General features: G+C 44.1%; 16 protein-coding genes. 5 read left to right on the top strand and 11 right to left on the bottom strand.

Annotated elements, in window-relative coordinates; translation table 11 throughout:
* The first annotated feature begins 354 nt into the window (after nucleotides 1-354).
* A complete protein-coding gene (locus ACYTPF_RS12790) occupies nucleotides 355-1,671 on the top strand; it encodes a carbohydrate porin (RefSeq protein WP_461852547.1) in 1,317 nt (438 codons plus the stop codon).
* 211 nt (nucleotides 1,672-1,882) lie between these two features.
* The gene (locus ACYTPF_RS12785; RefSeq protein ID WP_461852476.1) at nucleotides 1,883-3,004 is read left to right on the top strand and encodes an alkene reductase; all 1,122 of its coding nucleotides are present in this window, start codon (nucleotides 1,883-1,885) and stop codon (nucleotides 3,002-3,004) included.
* A gap of 222 nt (nucleotides 3,005-3,226) precedes the next feature.
* Here ACYTPF_RS12785 and ACYTPF_RS12780 read toward each other — a convergent pair whose 3' ends face one another.
* Both ACYTPF_RS12780 and ACYTPF_RS12775 read right to left on the bottom strand, forming a co-directional pair.
* On the bottom strand, nucleotides 3,227-3,673 hold the full coding sequence (locus ACYTPF_RS12780; RefSeq protein WP_461852475.1) for an SRPBCC family protein: 447 nt from the start codon (nucleotides 3,671-3,673) through the stop codon (nucleotides 3,227-3,229).
* 201 nt (nucleotides 3,674-3,874) lie between these two features.
* Entirely contained in the window at nucleotides 3,875-5,686 is a 1,812-nt protein-coding gene (locus tag ACYTPF_RS12775) for a trans-sulfuration enzyme family protein (protein ID WP_461852474.1), read from the bottom strand.
* A 155-nt stretch (nucleotides 5,687-5,841) separates the two neighbouring features.
* Here ACYTPF_RS12775 and ACYTPF_RS12770 point away from each other — a divergent pair, with 155 nt between their 5' ends.
* Nucleotides 5,842-6,834, top strand: coding sequence for a D-2-hydroxyacid dehydrogenase (locus ACYTPF_RS12770; RefSeq protein ID WP_461852473.1), 993 nt, complete (start codon nucleotides 5,842-5,844; stop codon nucleotides 6,832-6,834).
* Nucleotides 6,835-7,002: 168 nt separating this feature from the next.
* Here ACYTPF_RS12770 and ACYTPF_RS12765 read toward each other — a convergent pair whose 3' ends face one another.
* The 4 genes from ACYTPF_RS12765 to ACYTPF_RS12750 all read right to left on the bottom strand — a co-directional run bounded on the left by ACYTPF_RS12765 (nucleotide 7,003) and on the right by ACYTPF_RS12750 (nucleotide 11,072).
* On the bottom strand, nucleotides 7,003-7,575 hold the full coding sequence (locus ACYTPF_RS12765) for a glutathione S-transferase family protein (RefSeq protein WP_179984392.1): 573 nt from the start codon (nucleotides 7,573-7,575) through the stop codon (nucleotides 7,003-7,005).
* 201 nt (nucleotides 7,576-7,776) lie between these two features.
* Nucleotides 7,777-8,121 carry an iron-sulfur cluster insertion protein ErpA gene (gene erpA / locus ACYTPF_RS12760; RefSeq protein ID WP_025256292.1) on the bottom strand — a complete coding sequence of 115 codons (345 nt, stop codon included), beginning with the start codon at nucleotides 8,119-8,121 and terminating at the stop codon, nucleotides 7,777-7,779.
* A gap of 242 nt (nucleotides 8,122-8,363) precedes the next feature.
* Nucleotides 8,364-10,241: a methyl-accepting chemotaxis protein gene (locus tag ACYTPF_RS12755; RefSeq protein ID WP_461852472.1), complete on the bottom strand. Its 1,878-nt coding sequence runs from the start codon at nucleotides 10,239-10,241 to the stop codon at nucleotides 8,364-8,366.
* A gap of 48 nt (nucleotides 10,242-10,289) precedes the next feature.
* Nucleotides 10,290-11,072: a hypothetical protein gene (locus ACYTPF_RS12750; protein ID WP_179984394.1), complete on the bottom strand. Its 783-nt coding sequence runs from the start codon at nucleotides 11,070-11,072 to the stop codon at nucleotides 10,290-10,292.
* Nucleotides 11,073-11,200: 128 nt separating this feature from the next.
* Between ACYTPF_RS12750 and ACYTPF_RS12745 the strand changes: the two genes are divergently transcribed.
* Entirely contained in the window at nucleotides 11,201-12,034 is an 834-nt protein-coding gene (locus ACYTPF_RS12745; protein ID WP_179984395.1) for a polyphosphate kinase 2 family protein, read from the top strand.
* 31 nt (nucleotides 12,035-12,065) lie between these two features.
* Here the strand turns inward: ACYTPF_RS12745 and minE are convergent, their stop codons facing one another.
* The 5 genes from minE to ACYTPF_RS12720 all read right to left on the bottom strand — a co-directional run bounded on the left by minE (nucleotide 12,066) and on the right by ACYTPF_RS12720 (nucleotide 16,140).
* Nucleotides 12,066-12,320, bottom strand: a complete 255-nt coding sequence (minE, locus tag ACYTPF_RS12740; RefSeq protein WP_118492536.1) for a cell division topological specificity factor MinE — start codon at nucleotides 12,318-12,320, stop codon at nucleotides 12,066-12,068.
* Nucleotides 12,320-13,129 (bottom strand): septum site-determining protein MinD, encoded by an 810-nt coding sequence (gene minD / locus ACYTPF_RS12735; RefSeq protein ID WP_461852471.1) that lies wholly within the window; start codon nucleotides 13,127-13,129, stop codon nucleotides 12,320-12,322. The genes minE and minD overlap by 1 nt, the downstream gene beginning before the upstream one ends.
* Before the next feature lie 30 nt (nucleotides 13,130-13,159).
* Nucleotides 13,160-13,954: a septum site-determining protein MinC gene (minC, locus tag ACYTPF_RS12730; protein ID WP_461852470.1), complete on the bottom strand. Its 795-nt coding sequence runs from the start codon at nucleotides 13,952-13,954 to the stop codon at nucleotides 13,160-13,162.
* 361 nt (nucleotides 13,955-14,315) lie between these two features.
* Complete coding sequence (locus ACYTPF_RS12725) at nucleotides 14,316-15,683, bottom strand: class II fumarate hydratase (RefSeq protein WP_461852469.1); 1,368 nt, start codon at nucleotides 15,681-15,683, stop codon at nucleotides 14,316-14,318.
* A 124-nt stretch (nucleotides 15,684-15,807) separates the two neighbouring features.
* The gene (locus ACYTPF_RS12720) at nucleotides 15,808-16,140 is read right to left on the bottom strand and encodes a hypothetical protein (protein ID WP_461852468.1); all 333 of its coding nucleotides are present in this window, start codon (nucleotides 16,138-16,140) and stop codon (nucleotides 15,808-15,810) included.
* Nucleotides 16,141-16,342: 202 nt separating this feature from the next.
* On the opposite strand from ACYTPF_RS12720, the gene azu reads away from it, so the two are divergent.
* On the top strand, nucleotides 16,343-16,792 hold the full coding sequence (azu, locus tag ACYTPF_RS12715; RefSeq protein WP_461852467.1) for an azurin: 450 nt from the start codon (nucleotides 16,343-16,345) through the stop codon (nucleotides 16,790-16,792).
* The last annotated feature ends 77 nt before the right edge of the window (nucleotides 16,793-16,869 follow it).

Raw genomic sequence — 16,869 nt, 5'->3', positions numbered from 1 at the left:
TTCATCTTTTAAGTCACGATTAAAAACAAAAAACCGCATTATTTTCATCAAGTTATAAACACCAAGAGATTTAAAAATGAACTTTTCTTGTAGCCAAAAGCTTTGAAGCCGCGTGACACTTTAATTAATAAAAAATACACAATTTCGCAAAAAATGTTAAATAAACAAGGTTGATTTAACTTGAAAGGTTAGTTAGATTTCGTTCAAAACAAACTTATGTTAATTCGTTGTAACGTTAGCTAGCGCTGATTTATTTAGTTTCGACAGAACGTTAGTAACAAATGCGTAGATGTCATCAGTCACACGCCCGTAACAAGCTGCGGTTGATAAACAATTTTGATTGAGAGAATAATGATGAAAATACCTACAGTTATCCGTTGCCTTTCTGGATGTAAGACAGGCTTGCAAACAGCGCTCCTCGCAAGCTCCGCCATTGTTGCCGCCACTGCGTCAGCATCACAAAGTAAGTTTCAGGACGCGTTTGACTTTCAAGCAAGTTATACGGGTGAGTCAGCCACCAATATTGACGGTGGTGAACGCAGAGGCAGTGCCTATGCTGGTCAGCTCTTTGTAGGTGGGGAATTAGATTTGAATACGCTAGCGGGCTGGAAAGACACCAAAATCCATATTGCCATGACAAACCGACACGGCAAAAACTTAGCCGAGCACTACATTGGGAACAGTACGTCCGTACAAGAAATCTTTGGCGGACAAAATACCCGTCTTGCACGGTTTACGATCTCTTCCTCGTTTTTAGATGGCGATTTAGAACTGGAAGGTGGCCGCACAGTAGCGAATATCAGTTTTTTAGGATCTGAACTTTGTCAGTACTTTCAAACCAATGCTGCTTGTGGGAACCCAACCTTTGTATTTAGAACCAGTAACTTTACTTGGTGGCCGGTTTCGAGTTGGGGTGGCCATGCGAAATACTGGCTTTCGCAAAAAACATACTTTCATACCGGCGTCTATGAAGATAACACCAGTCATCAAGACTTAGGCGATCACGGCTTCGATTGGGCGACTAATGAGGCTACAGGTGTTGTTGTGCCCTTCACTCTGGGGTATCAAACTTCGTGGGACAATGACGACCTTCCAAGACGCTATGAAATTGGCGGTTGGTACGACGGCGCAGACTACACCGACCCTGTCTTTGATGAGGAGGGCAACTATGCGGCGCAGTCAGGCAATGATTACGCCGTTAGAAACGGTCGCTCAGGTATATTCGCACGTTTTGAACAAACCGTTACTCGTCCTAACCCACTAACGAAAGAAGGGTTAACACTATTCGGTGCAGTGCTAACCGGTACATCGGGCGAGCTGATTGAAGACTACTACATAAAAGCGGGCTTTGTATTACGAGGCACACTGGCCTCACGCCCTAACGATACCATTGGCTTCGTATTTACCCGTCAACAGTACAGTGACGAAGCGCTAGAAGATCAGCGTATATTAAGAAGTATAAACGGCGGGGTTGGTACACCAGCAAGCAGCCAAACCATGTTAGAGCTAAGTTATGGTTATCAACTCAACGACCACGTAAGGATTCAGCCGAACGTTCACTACATTATCAACCCCGACCAATTCGCACAGCGCGACAGAGCCTTGGCACTTGATGATGCGATTGTTCTGGGCCTAAGGTTCGACGTAAACCTGGCGGCTTTGATACTTTAAATCTCCCTGCAATACACTTCATAGCGCCTTCGGGCGCTTTTTTTCAAACCGATGCCATTCCCTGCCGTTGTGTTTAATTAGTTTCAAGGGCAACTTTCTACAAATCCAACTTCTCGCTATCTCTGTATTCACTACTATCTCATAGCGTTTTGAGCACAAATACGCCTAGCGCTTCAACATCAATCTATTCTTCGTTGAATAAGGAATACGAATGACAGACTCAGTACTTTTCAGCTCGTTCGATTGGGCAGGTAATACGTTACAAAACCGCATGGTATTGGCACCAATGACAAGAGGAAGGGCAGGCGCCGATCGCATACCCAATAAAATTATGGGCGATCACTATGTTCAGCGTGCAGATGCAGGGCTTATTATCACTGAAGCAACGACCATATCAGAAGAAGGCATTGGTTGGGTTGATACCCCTGGAATTTACACTGACGAGATGGTTGAAGGCTGGCGTTCTATTGTAAACCGCGTTCATGAAGCGGGTGGAAAAATCGTACTTCAACTCTGGCACACCGGGCGCGCATCTCACAGCGACTTTCACAACGGTAATTTACCTCTTTCAGCATCTGCTATAAAAATTGAAGGCGATGAGATTCACACGCCTAAGGGCAAAAAGCCTTACGAAGTACCGAAAGCAATGACGTTTGACGATATTAAGCGCACCGTAGATGACTACAAGAATGCCGCTATAAACGCTAAGGCGGCAGGGTTTGACGGTGTGGAAGTTCATGCGGCAAATGGCTATCTTATTAACCAATTCTTAGATAGCCGCAGCAACCAGCGTCACGATAATTATGGTGGTAGTGTAGACAACCGATATCGCTTCTTAAGCGAGGTAATGGACGCAGTACTGAGCGTATGGGAAAAAGAGCATGTCGGTGTAAGGTTATCGCCAAATGGCGCATTTAACGACATGGGCGCTGACGACTTTCGAGAAACCTTTACTTATGTGGCGCAGCAGCTAAATAAGCTAGAGATAGGCTATTTACACGTAATGGATGGCCTAGCATTCGGCTTTCATGAACGTGGTGAAGCCATGACGTTAGCAGAATTCAGGGCCCTTTTTGACGGTATGTTAATGGGTAACTGCGGCTATACAAAAGAAGAAGCGGAACAGCGCTTATCTGACGGTGATGGTGACATGATTGCTTTTGGAAGACCTTGGATCACAAACCCAGATCTACCTACTCGCTTTAAGCACGACTACCCACTGGCATCATTTGATGATCCGTCGGCATGGTACGGAGGCGGTGAAGAAGGCTATAACGACTTTGACACATACCGGGAAAAAAGCGGAAAAGATGCGATGACATCGCTGACCTAAACGGGCTATGGGCAGAGCAAACCGCTCTGCCCTTGTCTAGCGCCAACTGAACTCTTATCAAACAGTGGGAATCAAACACTGTGCTCCATGTATTCGCGTCGCTCTTGGTACTACGCCCCAACCAGGCCTAAACTTTGCCTATCCCTATACCTAACCCTTTGCCTAACCCTATTGCCTAACTTGTTCCTAACTTGCAAAAAGCTGGTGAAAGCAGAGGTGTGGTTAATTAAACGATTTTTTTCTAGCGGCTAAAACAGCAAGTTTTTCCAAGCACGACATCCACGCGAAGTTGTGCTGATCACACTCTTGCTTGTTTAGAAAGCCCTGTTGGATAAGAACTAGTCTTACGTTGTCTTCTTCAGTTTTTTCGAAGTGAATATCTACGGATGTCATCACCGATTCTTCCATATCATCTTCCCACGCCCAAGAGAACGATAACTGTTCGTTGGCTAAAATTTTCACGTATTCACCGGTCAATGACATTTCAATGCCACTTGGATCCATCATCTTTATACGATAGTGACCGCCTTCTTTGAAATCACTCATAATCTGTGTGACTGAACAATCGCCTGGTGCAAACCACTCTGAAAGATACTCAGGCTCGTGAAATGCTGCAAAAATAAAGGGCAATGATGCATCTAGCGTTACATCAATTTTAAACTCGTGCATAAAGCCGCCTTAGTTATTTTGTGAAGGTAAGGGTCTTAGTGTCTTTTTACTTTATAGCAAAGAAACTCGCTAATCATCGCTATTAAACTTTGCCACAAATAAAAAATCCCGAGCCCGCGTAAGGAAAGGCCCGGGAGAAGGAGAACATCCTCAATATGTTTTATCGACAGTTCAAGACAATTTCTTAAACTAAAAGTGCGCCTATCCTCCTTTCATCAAAGAATCCATACTGGCCTTGCTGCCAAAATGCTGTGAGCTTACTCTCTCACTTACTGATAAATACAAGTTATCTATGTCTGCGTTTGCCATAAACTTCTCACAAAAACCAGGCGCATGTGGCTCGATAAAATGCTTGGCGGCCAGCATAAAGTGAGCAATAAGTTGCTTAACATTGTCTGTACCCATTGCAATACGCATAGTCGTCAATTCTATTCCGGCTTTTTTCTGTTCGTCGCCACTGAGTTCTGAATGAGACGTTAACGCTGGGCACAAAACAATCGTATTGTTTTGACCTATGCTTACTTGGTGGCTAAAGGCCGGCTCTAGGGCATCGAAAAAGCGCACAAACACGTCGCGAGGTAAATTCGCGGGCGCCATATCTACGGTGAATAAGGTACAAGGCCAGCCGTGCGTATGCTGTTTCTCACGCAAACCTGCATTGCTGTGTTCAGGCAACGCATGACAGTTAACGCGAATTTGGTCGTGGGCATTTAGAAATGAGGTGAAAACTTGAGTGTTGATAACCTTAGTCATCATGCGCTGTTCCAAGGTCTTCATACCGTTCAATACATCAAACGCCTTTTCAGAATCTAGGAATGCACCTTTAATGTAATACACATCCCAGAACATGGTTTCAGACCAGTCCACGCCGTTTACTGAGCTGCCTTTTGGCTGGAACATGCGATGCCCCTCGCCTATCACAACACCCGCCGTGGTCGCACCACTACCACACAAATCTTTGGTATAGCTGTGAATTACATAATCGGGTCGTGCAGCTTTGTTTTTATGCTGTAGCGGTTGGTGCAACACAGGCGTAGCCAGCGTAGAGTCCAACATAACTAACGCATTTTGTGCGTGTGCTAACTCACATATTCCGGGTACGTCCAGTACGTAACCATGTGGGTTACATGGAGACTCTAAATACACATGCATTCTTGCGCCATTGTTTAAGCGTGAGACATGCTCGGCCTTTGTTTGCTGCATAAATGACGCAAAGCTTTGCGCGTCATAACCATCAAACCATGCAATTTGAATATCCATGCGGTTGCTGCGAGCAAAGTAGTCATGAAGCAGCTGATACACCCCACCATATACATTTCTAGAAACAATGAGCACATCGCCATGACTCAGCACGTTCGATAAACAGGCATCAATTGCCGCCATGCCCGAATTGAAATTCCAAGCCAAGTATTCAGCTGCGTAAGGGCCCGCTTCCATATCTACAATTGCGTTAGCAAGGGAGATGTTGGTAGGGTTCAATAATCGCGAATAAATTTGATGGGTGAACTCTTTTCCTTGAAAAGCATCGTCTACCCATTCAGTACAGGCATACACATAGGTTGCAGTTCTTACGACCACTGGCGTTGCTGAAAAAAGTGCTGTGACGTTGTCGAATAGCGGATAGTGCCCTTGTGAGCCGTTGCCGCTCGACAAGCTTTGGTATGTGGCTCTAAACGGGTTTTGCAGCGTATCTAATATTTTAGCAATTTGAAAAGACAAAAACTTTTTAGCATTGAAATAGGCAAGCCTGTCTTCTTTATCAAGTTCTTGCAACGTGTTACTAGTAATATCCCAAAGCTGCATAACGCTGGCCTGAGCGCCGTACAAGTGATGAGCCGTATTGGCGAGTGCCTTGCCATAGTCGCTTTGTGCACTTATGCCGAAGTGTGAAAGTTGCTCTTCCACTAGAGCCTGTGATGTTTCGGCTTGGGTCGTGTTACGCTTAGGTGATAGCACTTTTGCGTGCGTTACATCAACATCTATTGAATTTTGGAATTTATTTTCTGACTGCATAGCGATTCCGTTGCAATTTAACTTCAGGTGCAAATACATAACACCGACATTGTTTACAAAAATGTAAAACTTAAATCACATTTTTAGAACAACAAGCTTAACGATAATGCATTCAGGCAGAGGAAAGAAAAGTTTACTTTAGGAGTGTTAGGCCAATGACAGCAAGGAGTTCGAAGGTGATTGAACTTACTATTTTAAGCAATGAAGCTAACGATATTGCAGACGCACTTCGAGAAAAAATAGCAAATAACGATAGCTTTATCGGGGCAGATGGCTGCCCACTTATAACGCTTAAACAAATAACTACGCGATCAGAAGATGTAGATACCAAAACCGTCAGCGTGATGCTCACAGACCCTGATCTAGCTTCTAATATCATTCACAGCTGTACTGCGCTTACTTGGTGTCAATCAACGTGGGCGGGCAATGCCCCACTGTTGAACGCGAATAAAACAAACTACACGCTTACTGGATTAAAAGGAATTTTCGGTAAATTAATGCGGGAATACGTTTTTGCTTACTTACTTGCGCATGCTAGAAATACAAAAGCATTTGAGCAAAATCAGCGAGCCGTCCAGCCGAAGTGGGAGGCATCAAAACGGGTACCTTTAAATGGCCAAACGCTGGGTATAGTCGGACTTGGCAGTATCGGGCAAGCACTTATACCAGTTGCTCACGCCTTTGGTATGCAGGTTGTAGGTCTAACGAGAAGCGGGAATGAAGTGGAAGGCGCTAATGCTGTCTATACTCCTGATGACATTGAAGGGTTTGCCAATGCATGTGACCACGTAGTGAATTTAATGCCAGATACCCCCACGACACAAAACTTACTATCTCACGGCTTTTTCAACGCTCTTAAACCTCATAGTGTGTTCATTAACGCTGGCCGAGGTAGTGCCGTTGACGATGATGCTCTTATACAGGCTTTAAACAGCGGTGCGTTAGCTCATGCGGTTTTAGATGTGTTTCGAAGCGAGCCCCTCGACCCCGCTCACCCGTATTGGCAGCACCCTAATATTTCGGTGACTGCTCACACGGCCGCAGAATCTCAACCAAGCGATGTGGCAGATGTATTTTTAGACAATGCGCTGCACTATATCAAAGGCGAACCGCTTAAATACCAGTTTGATTTTGATAAGGGCTATTAATTGTTTAACAGCCCTTATTTTTGCAGCCTTTTCTATAGCAGCCCTTTCTTTAGCAAAGTCGAAAACTTGGTTGGGCTTAAATATAGAGTGTTAATTCTTAGTTAGGACACCACTACCTATTTATACCTAATTTACCTATATTTACCTGGCCATGATATCTGACTAAATCTAACTACGCGGGTCAGTTGCGGTTACTTCAATTCTGTCATGGTGCTTTTCATGGAACGCTAATAATTGTGGGTAGTCTTTCATGCTATGTAATTCGCGGAAAAGCACCCAGTCGATCATGCTATACAAACAGATTTCCGGGTAAGTCCATCCACTAAAGCCACCCGCATCTAGTTGTTCTGACAACGCATCCAATACTGCTTCAATCCGCTCATTTTGAAGTCGGTAATACATTTTATCTTCGCTGATATCAAAATCTGAACGCTTTAGAAGCATAAGCTGAACAAAGGAATCGTTAGCGGCGTCAATTAACGTTAGCTGATTCTCTTCTTCCCAACTTAACCCATCATGATCAAGCTTATCGGCAAGATAATTATAGATAATCCGAGAATCGAAAATCATTTGCCCATCATCTTCAAGGCAAGGTACTTTTAAAGTTGGGTTGCGCGAAGCTAGCAGTTCGCGATCTTCACCTGAAAAGATTTGAAGATTTAAAAATTCGTGTTCTGTAGACGCTAATACAATGCGAATGCGGCGTACATAGGGAGACGTGGTAGAGCCATATAATTTCATAAACGCTGTCCTAAACTATGGTCGTTTGTTGAAATCAGTGTAGCCAGAATTTGAAATTAAAAGGAAGTATTGTAAGCAGAACAACCGACAGGCATACAAAATGATGCGATGTATGCCTATCGCTTCAACTGCAAATGGTTAAAAATGCAGACTTTAACGTTTAAAGCGCACGGCGTTTAGCTTGTCTTTAAACGAAGTTACTTAAACGCTAAAGCTTGCGCCACAGCCACAGGTAGTCGTGGCATTAGGGTTTTGAACTAAAAAGCGTGACCCTTCCAGGCCATCCACGTAATCAACAATACCACCTACTAGATATTGTAGGCTCATTGGGTCGACAACCATGGTCACTGTGTCTTTTTCAATAGTCATATCGCCTTCGTTCACCTTCTCATCGAATGTGAAACCATATTGAAAGCCTGAACAACCACCACCTGTTACGTATACACGTAATTTCAAATCAGGATTTTCTTCTTCTGAAACAAGGGCTTTCACTTTCGCTGCTGCAGCGTCTGAAAACTCAATCGGCAACGCCGTTTCTACAGACATACCCACCTCTACAATAATCTCGTGCTAGCGCACTTTCTGCTTGCCCGCAATTATCTAATACTTGCGGATAGTTAGCAATTATTGGGGCAAAACTTAACGAATCAACCTCAGCCTTGAGCCAGGAGGTAAAAATTGGGCCAAGAGATAACAATCAAACCATGTGATAAAAATTGAGCCACGTGACAGCATCTAAACCATCTAGTAGGCATTGCACTATAAACAACGACTGTGGCTAACCCGCCTTAAAGCGTAAATCTACTGATAGTTTTATCCAGCGCTTTCGCCTCATCATCTAGCTCATTTACCAAGCTATAGCTTCTTTCCATACTGCGAGAGGTTTCTTCTGCCGTTTGCGAAATGACGGAAATATTTTCGCTGATCTCGCCGGTAGCCGCAGATTGCTCCCGTGTTGCTGAGGCTACATGGGTATTGGCTTCGGTTAGCTTACTCACCTCTGCCGATATATTAGACAGCGCCTGCACGCACGTGGATAAGAACTCAGACGTGGCTTGCGTACTTTCGTTACCCCGCAGAATATCCGCTACTGTGTCTGACGTGCGCTTATTTAGTTCATCCATAAGCTGGCTGATTTCTGTCGTAGACTCGTTTGTTCTACTTGCAAGGTTTCTAACCTCGTCGGCTACTACGGCAAAGCCTCGCCCCTGCTCTCCTGCTCGTGCCGCTTCAATCGCTGCATTTAACGCAAGTAGATTAGTCTGCTCAGAAATGCCTCTAATCTCATCCAAAATAGACGAAATAGAATTAATACTGCTAGAGAGCTCGTTAACTGAGTTTACCGACTTTGTCATAACACCGCTAAGCTCACTCATGTTTTGCATAGCCTTGTCTATCGTGTTAGCACTAGCACTGACATTTTCTTCGGTCGTATTTGCTACTTCAGATGCACCCTGAGCACTGTTTGATATTTCACGTACGGTTAGGTCCATCTCTTCAATAGCTGCGGCTACCGAGTTTGTGCTGTCAGTTTGTCTTGAAGAGTAACTTTGAGAAAGCTCTATTTGTTCATAAACTTGTGCAGCTATGCCCTTAACGTGCTCTGCACTATCCGAAACTTGGAGGAACATGGCGTGAAGCTTCTCTAAAAATAAATCTATTTGAGCGGATAAAGCGCCCACCTCGTTATCTTCATTGATATTCAAGCGAGCTGTAAGGTCGCCATCTCGTTCGTTCAATGAAGTAACAGCGGCGGTAATAGTATCAATAGGTGCAAATATCTTGTTCGACAAGAATCTCATTCCCACCAAACCTAGCGCTATGATAACAAGAGCAATGAGTATGTTAGTTAAAACAGCGGTGTTAATGGCACCGTAAAGCTCATCTGTTGGAACTTCTGTAACCAAATACCAATCCAAGGAATTCAGTTTCACTGCAAGACGTGTTACATCATTGCCAGACACTTCTAGTTCACTGGGATTGTTCACAAATGCACTTGCATTCAATTTTTCGCCACGCTTCGACATATCTGGGTGCAAAGCAATATTACCGGCGTCGTCAACTAGATAAACAATGCCACTCTCAGCAACTTTATATGAGGCTATCAGCTTAGACATGGCATCTAACGATAAACCCACGCCTGCCAGCGCTACGCGCTCACCTTCAATTTTTATCGCATAATTAATAAACGCCGAAGCAACACCGTTCGATTTGTCGATATCGATAGCTATTTCAAAAGGCTGGCTACTATTAATAAAGGTTTGAAACCACGTGTCGCCTTGAGGTGTGATCTGGCGATCTATACCTTCATGGGTATAGTAATTATTAGAGTTTCCCGACACAACGTAAGCGCTAATAGCATTACTTTCTCGCTTTATTTCAGCAAGGTGGCTAGTAAGTACGTTGACGCCTTCTGAAGGCTCACCATTTTGCATCCAACGCTTTATGTACATATTGTTAGCCAATGAACGGCTTGGGAGTATAGTACTCTGCAAATCTAATTCAACAGCATTCTTAACCTCTTCAAGGGCGGTAGGTAGGTCTGATGTCTCTACCTTATTAGTAAGAAAGCTTAAAATAGACGTTGCAAATACGGCCGTGGTAATAACCACAGGTACAATAAGCGCGGAAATTAACGCAATGAAAAGCAGACGCTTTAATTGCATATTTATTTACTCCAAATTAATTAAATAACTATCAACACTAAGTGTGGCTTAAAAACGCCATACTGCCAGCGCTTGAACAACGCTGTCTTCTTCTTGCGTTCCTAGCTTGTTGTTCCAATACTGATACTCTACTCCAAGGAACAATCTATCCTTCACATTGAAGAAAGCCTGACCAGCGTCCCATCGCGCTTGGATTTGCGCCAACACCCACGACTCGACTACAGCGCCAGGTATTTCAGACGTTCTTTCATCGATGTACTCTGCATGTCCTTCTATATAAAATTGTTGTGAAGAAAGACTTAGGGGGTACCGCCAAGCAATATCGACCATCCAGCTGTCGTCTTCTTTAGGTGCTCCACCAGCACTGAGCCCCTCGCTATCATCTAAATACGCGGTGACAAGTACATTCAAAAACTGGAAGCCTTCAACGTCGAGATGAAGTTGAATGCCTGGCAGATATTTTAAAACGTCTGACTCTGGCGCCATATTTACGCCCATGACAAAACTGATATCGCTTAGAACGCCGCTGTAATTAGCATTAAATAGAGCTTTAGAGCTGAAAGTGGGGTACCACTCTGCATATAGTTCATCACCGGCGGACGTGCTTGAATAGTCAGCAAAAAAGAAGTTTCCGCCATACTCCCACCCGCTGGCGTGCTGGAATGTAAAAATTGTCGTAGTAAGTTCAGTACCCGACGCCTCGGCAAAAGGCTGATTGAGCTTCCCGTGCTGGATATGGAGCTCGTTTTCACTCCATGTGGCACTACGGGTATTAAAAGAAAAAAGAAAAATTGCCGTCAAAAGAACCAACGAATAAACGTTGAACTGCATACTTAAATCCTGTTAGCGTAATTTGACAGGTAAGTGTAGACGCTCTTTTCAATTCTGCATGAGATTTCTTAAAAATTAATAATTCGCGGTTAATATTCTGATATTTATCTGAAATATAGGTTATTTATATGAGCTCTTCTCATCAAAAAACTATCGTTACCTTGTTTGATGATTTCGGTCGTTCTCGATTTAATGAGAAAGAAGAATACAAAAATCAGTTAAGTACATGCCAAGAATCTCTTTTTCATGTTCAGCAGTCCTACTATCACCAAAAAAAACGCGCGCTTATCGTTTTTGAAGGCTGGGATGCATCAGGCAAAGGTGGAGCCATACGACGTATCACAGAAAAATTAGATCCTCGCTCCGTGAACGTGTTTCCGGTATCTGCGCCGACACAAGAAGAACGTGAAAAACACTTTCTTTATCGCTTTTGGAAACAGATCCCTTCACCTGGTAAGCTCACAATTTTTGACCGTTCCCACTATGGACGAGTGCTGGTTGAGCGGGTTGACGGGCTAACTCCCGCCAATGACTGGCAGCGTAGTTATCAAGAGATAAACGAATTTGAAAAAACGCTTAGCGATAATGGCGTTCGCATCATAAAGTTGTTTATGCATATCTCCGCAGACGAGCAGCGCGAAAGATTTGAAGAGCGCTTACACAACCCTTTTAAGCGTTGGAAACTCACTGAAGAAGATTTACACAATCGTCGCATGCGCGAACATTACGTTGAAGCTATTAACGATATGTTCGAGAAGACTCATACTGATTACGCTCCATGGCATATTATAAATGGAGAGTATAAATGGCAGGCGAGAGTTGACGTACTCGAAACCCTCGTTCAAGCATTAAGTGAAGGGGTAGATATTACCCCTCCCCCTTTAGATGAGAAGCTCATCGCTATGGCTTCAAAACAGCTAGACGTGAATGAGGAAAAACTAAGAAGCACTGATAAAGAATAATGTGTCACTATTTTTTATCAGCAATTACCAACTAGTTTTCCGGAAGCGTTACGTTTAGCTCTAGTACGCTGCATTCGTCATTATTATCAAGCTGAACTGAAACCTGATCATCCGCGATAGAAACGTATTTGCGAATTACCTGAATAATTTCCTGCTGCATCATTGGCAAGTAATCGGGCTCTGTCCGTTTCTTACGCTCATGCGCAACAATAATCTGTAACCGCTCTTTGGCTACTGCCGCAGTGCTCGGCTTTTGCTTCTTTTTGAGCAGGTCGAAAATTCCCATTACTTCCCTCCTAGCAGACGCTTAAAGAACCCTTTCTTCTCTGCCTCTAGGAAACGATGAGGAACAGTTTCGCCTAGCAGACGTTTTACAGCGTCAGCATAAGCTTGTCCTGCATTAGCTTCTTCGTCAAGAATAACCGGCTGACCTTGGTTAGATGCTTTAAGCACTGCTTCAGATTCTGGAATAACGCCCAATAGTGGAATCGCCAAAATTTCTTCCACATCGGCAACACTCAACATTTCCGCACTTTCTACACGCATTGGGTTGTAGCGAGTAAGAAGCAGATGCTCTTTAACCGGTTCGCCTTTTTCTGCGCGCATCGATTTGCTTTGTAAAATACCTAAAATACGATCTGAGTCACGTACCGACGATACTTCCGGATTGGTTACTACAATGGCTTCATCAGCAAAATAAAGCGCCATTTGAGCACCTTGTTCGATACCTGCTGGCGAATCACAAATGATGTACTCGAAGTCTTTCTTAAGCTCGTCTAATACGGCTTGCACACCCTCTACAGTGAGTGCATCTTTATCGCGAGTTTGAGAAGCGGGAAGAATGAAAAGATTTTCCGTTCTCTTATCTTTAATTAGCGCTTGTTTTAGTGACGCTTCTTTGTTGATAACGTTAACAAAATCGTAAACAACGCGGCGCTCACAACCCATAATAAGGTCGAGGTTTCGCAAGCCTACATCGAAGTCTATCACTACCGTTTTATTACCTGCTAACGCAAGCCCCGTACTTATTGCTGCACTCGATGTAGTTTTACCTACACCACCTTTTCCTGAGGTTACTACGATAATCTTTGCCATCTATTCTTTCCTATTAGTGCGTACAAAGCATTAAGCTAACGGCTCTATACGTAATGTTTCTTCTTCTAAATACACTTGTGCAGGCTTCTTCCAGCACTCACCCTTTACGGTGTCGTGCATAATGAATTGCCCAGCAATTGAAATGAGTTCTGCGTCTAATGACTGACAAAATACACGAGCCCCCGTGTTGCCTTTAACGCCAGCTAACGCGCGTCCGCGCAACGTACCGTAAACATGAATGTTGCCATCAGCCAAAAGCTCAGCACCTTCGCTGACCGACGCAGTTACTACTAAGTCACTGCCTTCAGCATAAACTTGCTGGCCAGAACGTACAGGACGATTTATGACTTTAGCTGGCTTAAGTGCTGGAGCTACTGCAGGAGCAGGCTCGCTTTTAGGAGGCTCTGCAGGTGCTTGCTTCTGTGCTTGCGACGCGCGCTCGTTGCTATGGGTTTTGTTGCTGCCGCTTTCAGTGCCGTTATTAGCGCTCTCTTTTTGTGAACGAAGTGCGCTATCTGTAAATTTACTTTGGCTTACATCAGCTAATCCCAAATCATTAATGGTTGCTTTCAGCTCTGCCACTTCACCTTTCACCGCCATAGGCTGCAATTGCAAACGACGGCAAAGAGCCACTAGCAGTTCGAACTCGGTAGCAGACAAAGGCTTTATCAAATGCAAAATCAGTGAGGAACGGGTAAAGAACTGCGGCGCGCTCGCAACTTTCTTAGATAACTGAGTTTCGAAGTTATCTGGCTCAAAATCTATTACTTCTAACACAATACTGGTGAGCGTAGTGCCCTTCATGCGAAAGCAAGTTTCTGTCATTTTTTCATCCCGAAAAGGCGTTACTTTTTTCCTAGCAATTCGCCATCAAAATAAGTAAAACCTATTAGCGCTAATGTCTGTCGCTGTCTTACGCAGCTATACAAATAATTTATATCATCACTGTACCAAAATTCCTGTTCACATACAGCAACTGTATACCGCTTAAAACAGGTTTTACCTAAGCTATTAGCTAGGAACGTGCCAACCATCGCATAGTTTTTAGGCAAGCAGCTGCTCTGCGATTTTTTTACTCAACATCCTTCGAGCCAAACCACAAAAAAAGTGCGATGGTAAGTCGCACTTTTTTCAGTCCACATCTGTTTCTAACAAATAGTTTAGGCCTTGGGTAAGCCCTTTACAGCTAAGTGAGATCTCTAGGATCTAGTAAGGCTTCCAGCTCGTCCCTAGGGATATCTGTCATTGCTTCAGCCACATCGATAACAGGCTTATTCTCCTTATAAGCTGCTTTGGCAATTTCCGCAGCTTTTGCATAGCCAATGACAGGGTTGAGCGCGGTAACGAGGACAGGGTTTCTGTAAAGAGGCGCTTCAATGTTATCTTGGTTGACCGTGAATCCTTCAATTGCCTGTTCGCCGATAAGCGTCGCACTGTTGGTCATTAGCGACAAGCTTGATAACAAATTACTGGCAATCATAGGCAGCATGACGTTGAGCTCGAAGTTTCCAGACTGCCCGCCTACGGTAATTGCCGCGTCGTTGCCTATTACCTGTGCTGACGCCATTGCCACCGCTTCAGGAATAACTGGGTTAACCTTGCCCGGCATTATCGATGAGCCGGGCTGTAATGCTGGCAAAGCTATTTCGCCCAAACCAGCTAGCGGGCCGGAATTCATCCAGCGCAGGTCATTGGCAATTTTCATTAAGGTTACTGCCAAGCTTTTCGTCGCACCTGAAAGCGTTACCGCGGTGTCTTGCGAGCCAATGAGCGCAAAGAAATTATCTGCTGGTTTAAACGCGATATCAGTGAACTCTCCTAGCGTATCTGAAAATGTTGTTGCAAAGTCAGCATGGGCGTTTACACCCGTACCCACTGCCGTGCCCCCCTGAGCAAGGGTTTGGATAGCAGGTTGCACAGCACGAAGATTTTTTAACTGCTGCTTAAGCTGAGATGCCCAAGCTAGTAGGCTTTGATCCATTCTTACTGGCATCGCATCCATAAGGTGAGTGCGCCCCGTTTTACAATATTGCGCGACAGACTTTGCTTTTGATTCAATAATACTAACCAGACCTTCCACAGCAGGCACTAGCTCATTTGATAAGGCAATAGCCGCGCTTACGTGAATGGTTGTTGGTATTACATCATTTGAACTTTGCCCATAATTTACATGATCGTTCGGGTGAACCTCTTCACTTGAATAACGACATGCCAAACGGGCTACTACTTCGTTGGCATTCATGTTTGTGCTGGTACCGGACCCCGTCTGAAAGACATCTACCGGAAAGTGCTGCATAACATCGTCAAGGGCTAACAGTTCATCGCAGGCTTTTACTATCGCCAAACCGCGATCGCTATCTAGTGCTTTCAGCTTCATATTTGCTTGCGCTGCGGCTTTTTTTACAGTGAGCAACGCGTGTATAAAAGCTTCAGGCATGCGCTGCCCACTGACCGGAAAGTTTTGAATAGCACGTTGAGTTTGTGCGCCGTAAAGTGCATCTTCAGGCACTTGTAACTCACCCATGCTGTCGCGTTCAGTGCGTGTTGCTGTCATAACTCGTATCCTTGTGTTGATGTAACTGAATTTTTGGCGTGTTTATCACGCTGTCATCAAAGGTCTACTCGGGCTACTAAGTGCAAACTAAGAGTACTCAGTAGGTATCTCCCTCGTTAGCCGCTCATAAAAAATGTGGGACTAGCACATGCATATCTATTTTTAATCTTGCAAGCGTAATTCGATCACTCTCGGTACAGGCGTAGCGCTCAGCGGTAAGTAAAGGCTTGTATAAGTGGTCTAAACAGGCATAACGCCACTGCTTACTAACTAGCGGGTCGCAAATGACTTCATACAGCAATTCAACTGCATTTTTATAAATCGCAAACTTGTCGCTTTTTTGTGGTAGTAAATTAGCGATGCAGGTCACACTATCTAAATAGTTGGCCAATACATCCAGTTCACCACCGTTGTGTCCAAAACGAATTTGTTTACGTGCATTTCGTATCGATGACATTAGCTTTTATCGTTTATCAAGAGAGCATCAAAAAATAACGCAGTGAATAGGCGAGAACTATTGATAGCAAACTCACCACAAAAACTCAAATGATAATTATTAGCATTCAGGCTGATCCAGTGTTATGCTTTTTCGTATTGAAAATGGAATCTTCTAATTCCACCGAAAGGTGCGGTTAATCTTTATTCAAAGGATATTATTTATGATCAAGAAACTACTTGGCGGCACAGCCCTTTTTCTTTTAGCTTCCAGTGCATTTGCTAACGAATGTGAAACGACTGTGGAATCAAATGACGCGATGCAGTTCAATACAAAAAACGTAACGATTCCTGCAAGCTGCAGCGAATTTACCGTAACGCTAAAGCATACTGGTCAACTACCTAAGCAATCTATGGGTCATAACTGGGTAATGACCACCAAGGCTAATGGGCAAGCGGTAGCAACAGACGGCATGAGTGCTGGACTCGATAATGACTACATTAAGCCTGGTGATGAGCGTGTTATTGGCGCTACAGAGATAATTGGTGGTGGCGAACAAACTTCTACTACGTTTTCTGTTGAAGGTCTAAGTAAAGACGAAGAATACATGTTCTTCTGCTCATTCCCCGGTCATATCGGAGTTATGCAAGGTACGGTTACCCTTTCTAGTTAAGCATATGCAATTTGCCGATAGGCAAACGAAAGGCGCACTTTTAATTGTGCGCCTCCAAATAAGTGTTCAGTAATCTG

This window comes from Alteromonas sp. HB246098, assembly GCF_054890645.1.
This window is presented reverse-complemented; position numbering and strand designations above follow the sequence as displayed.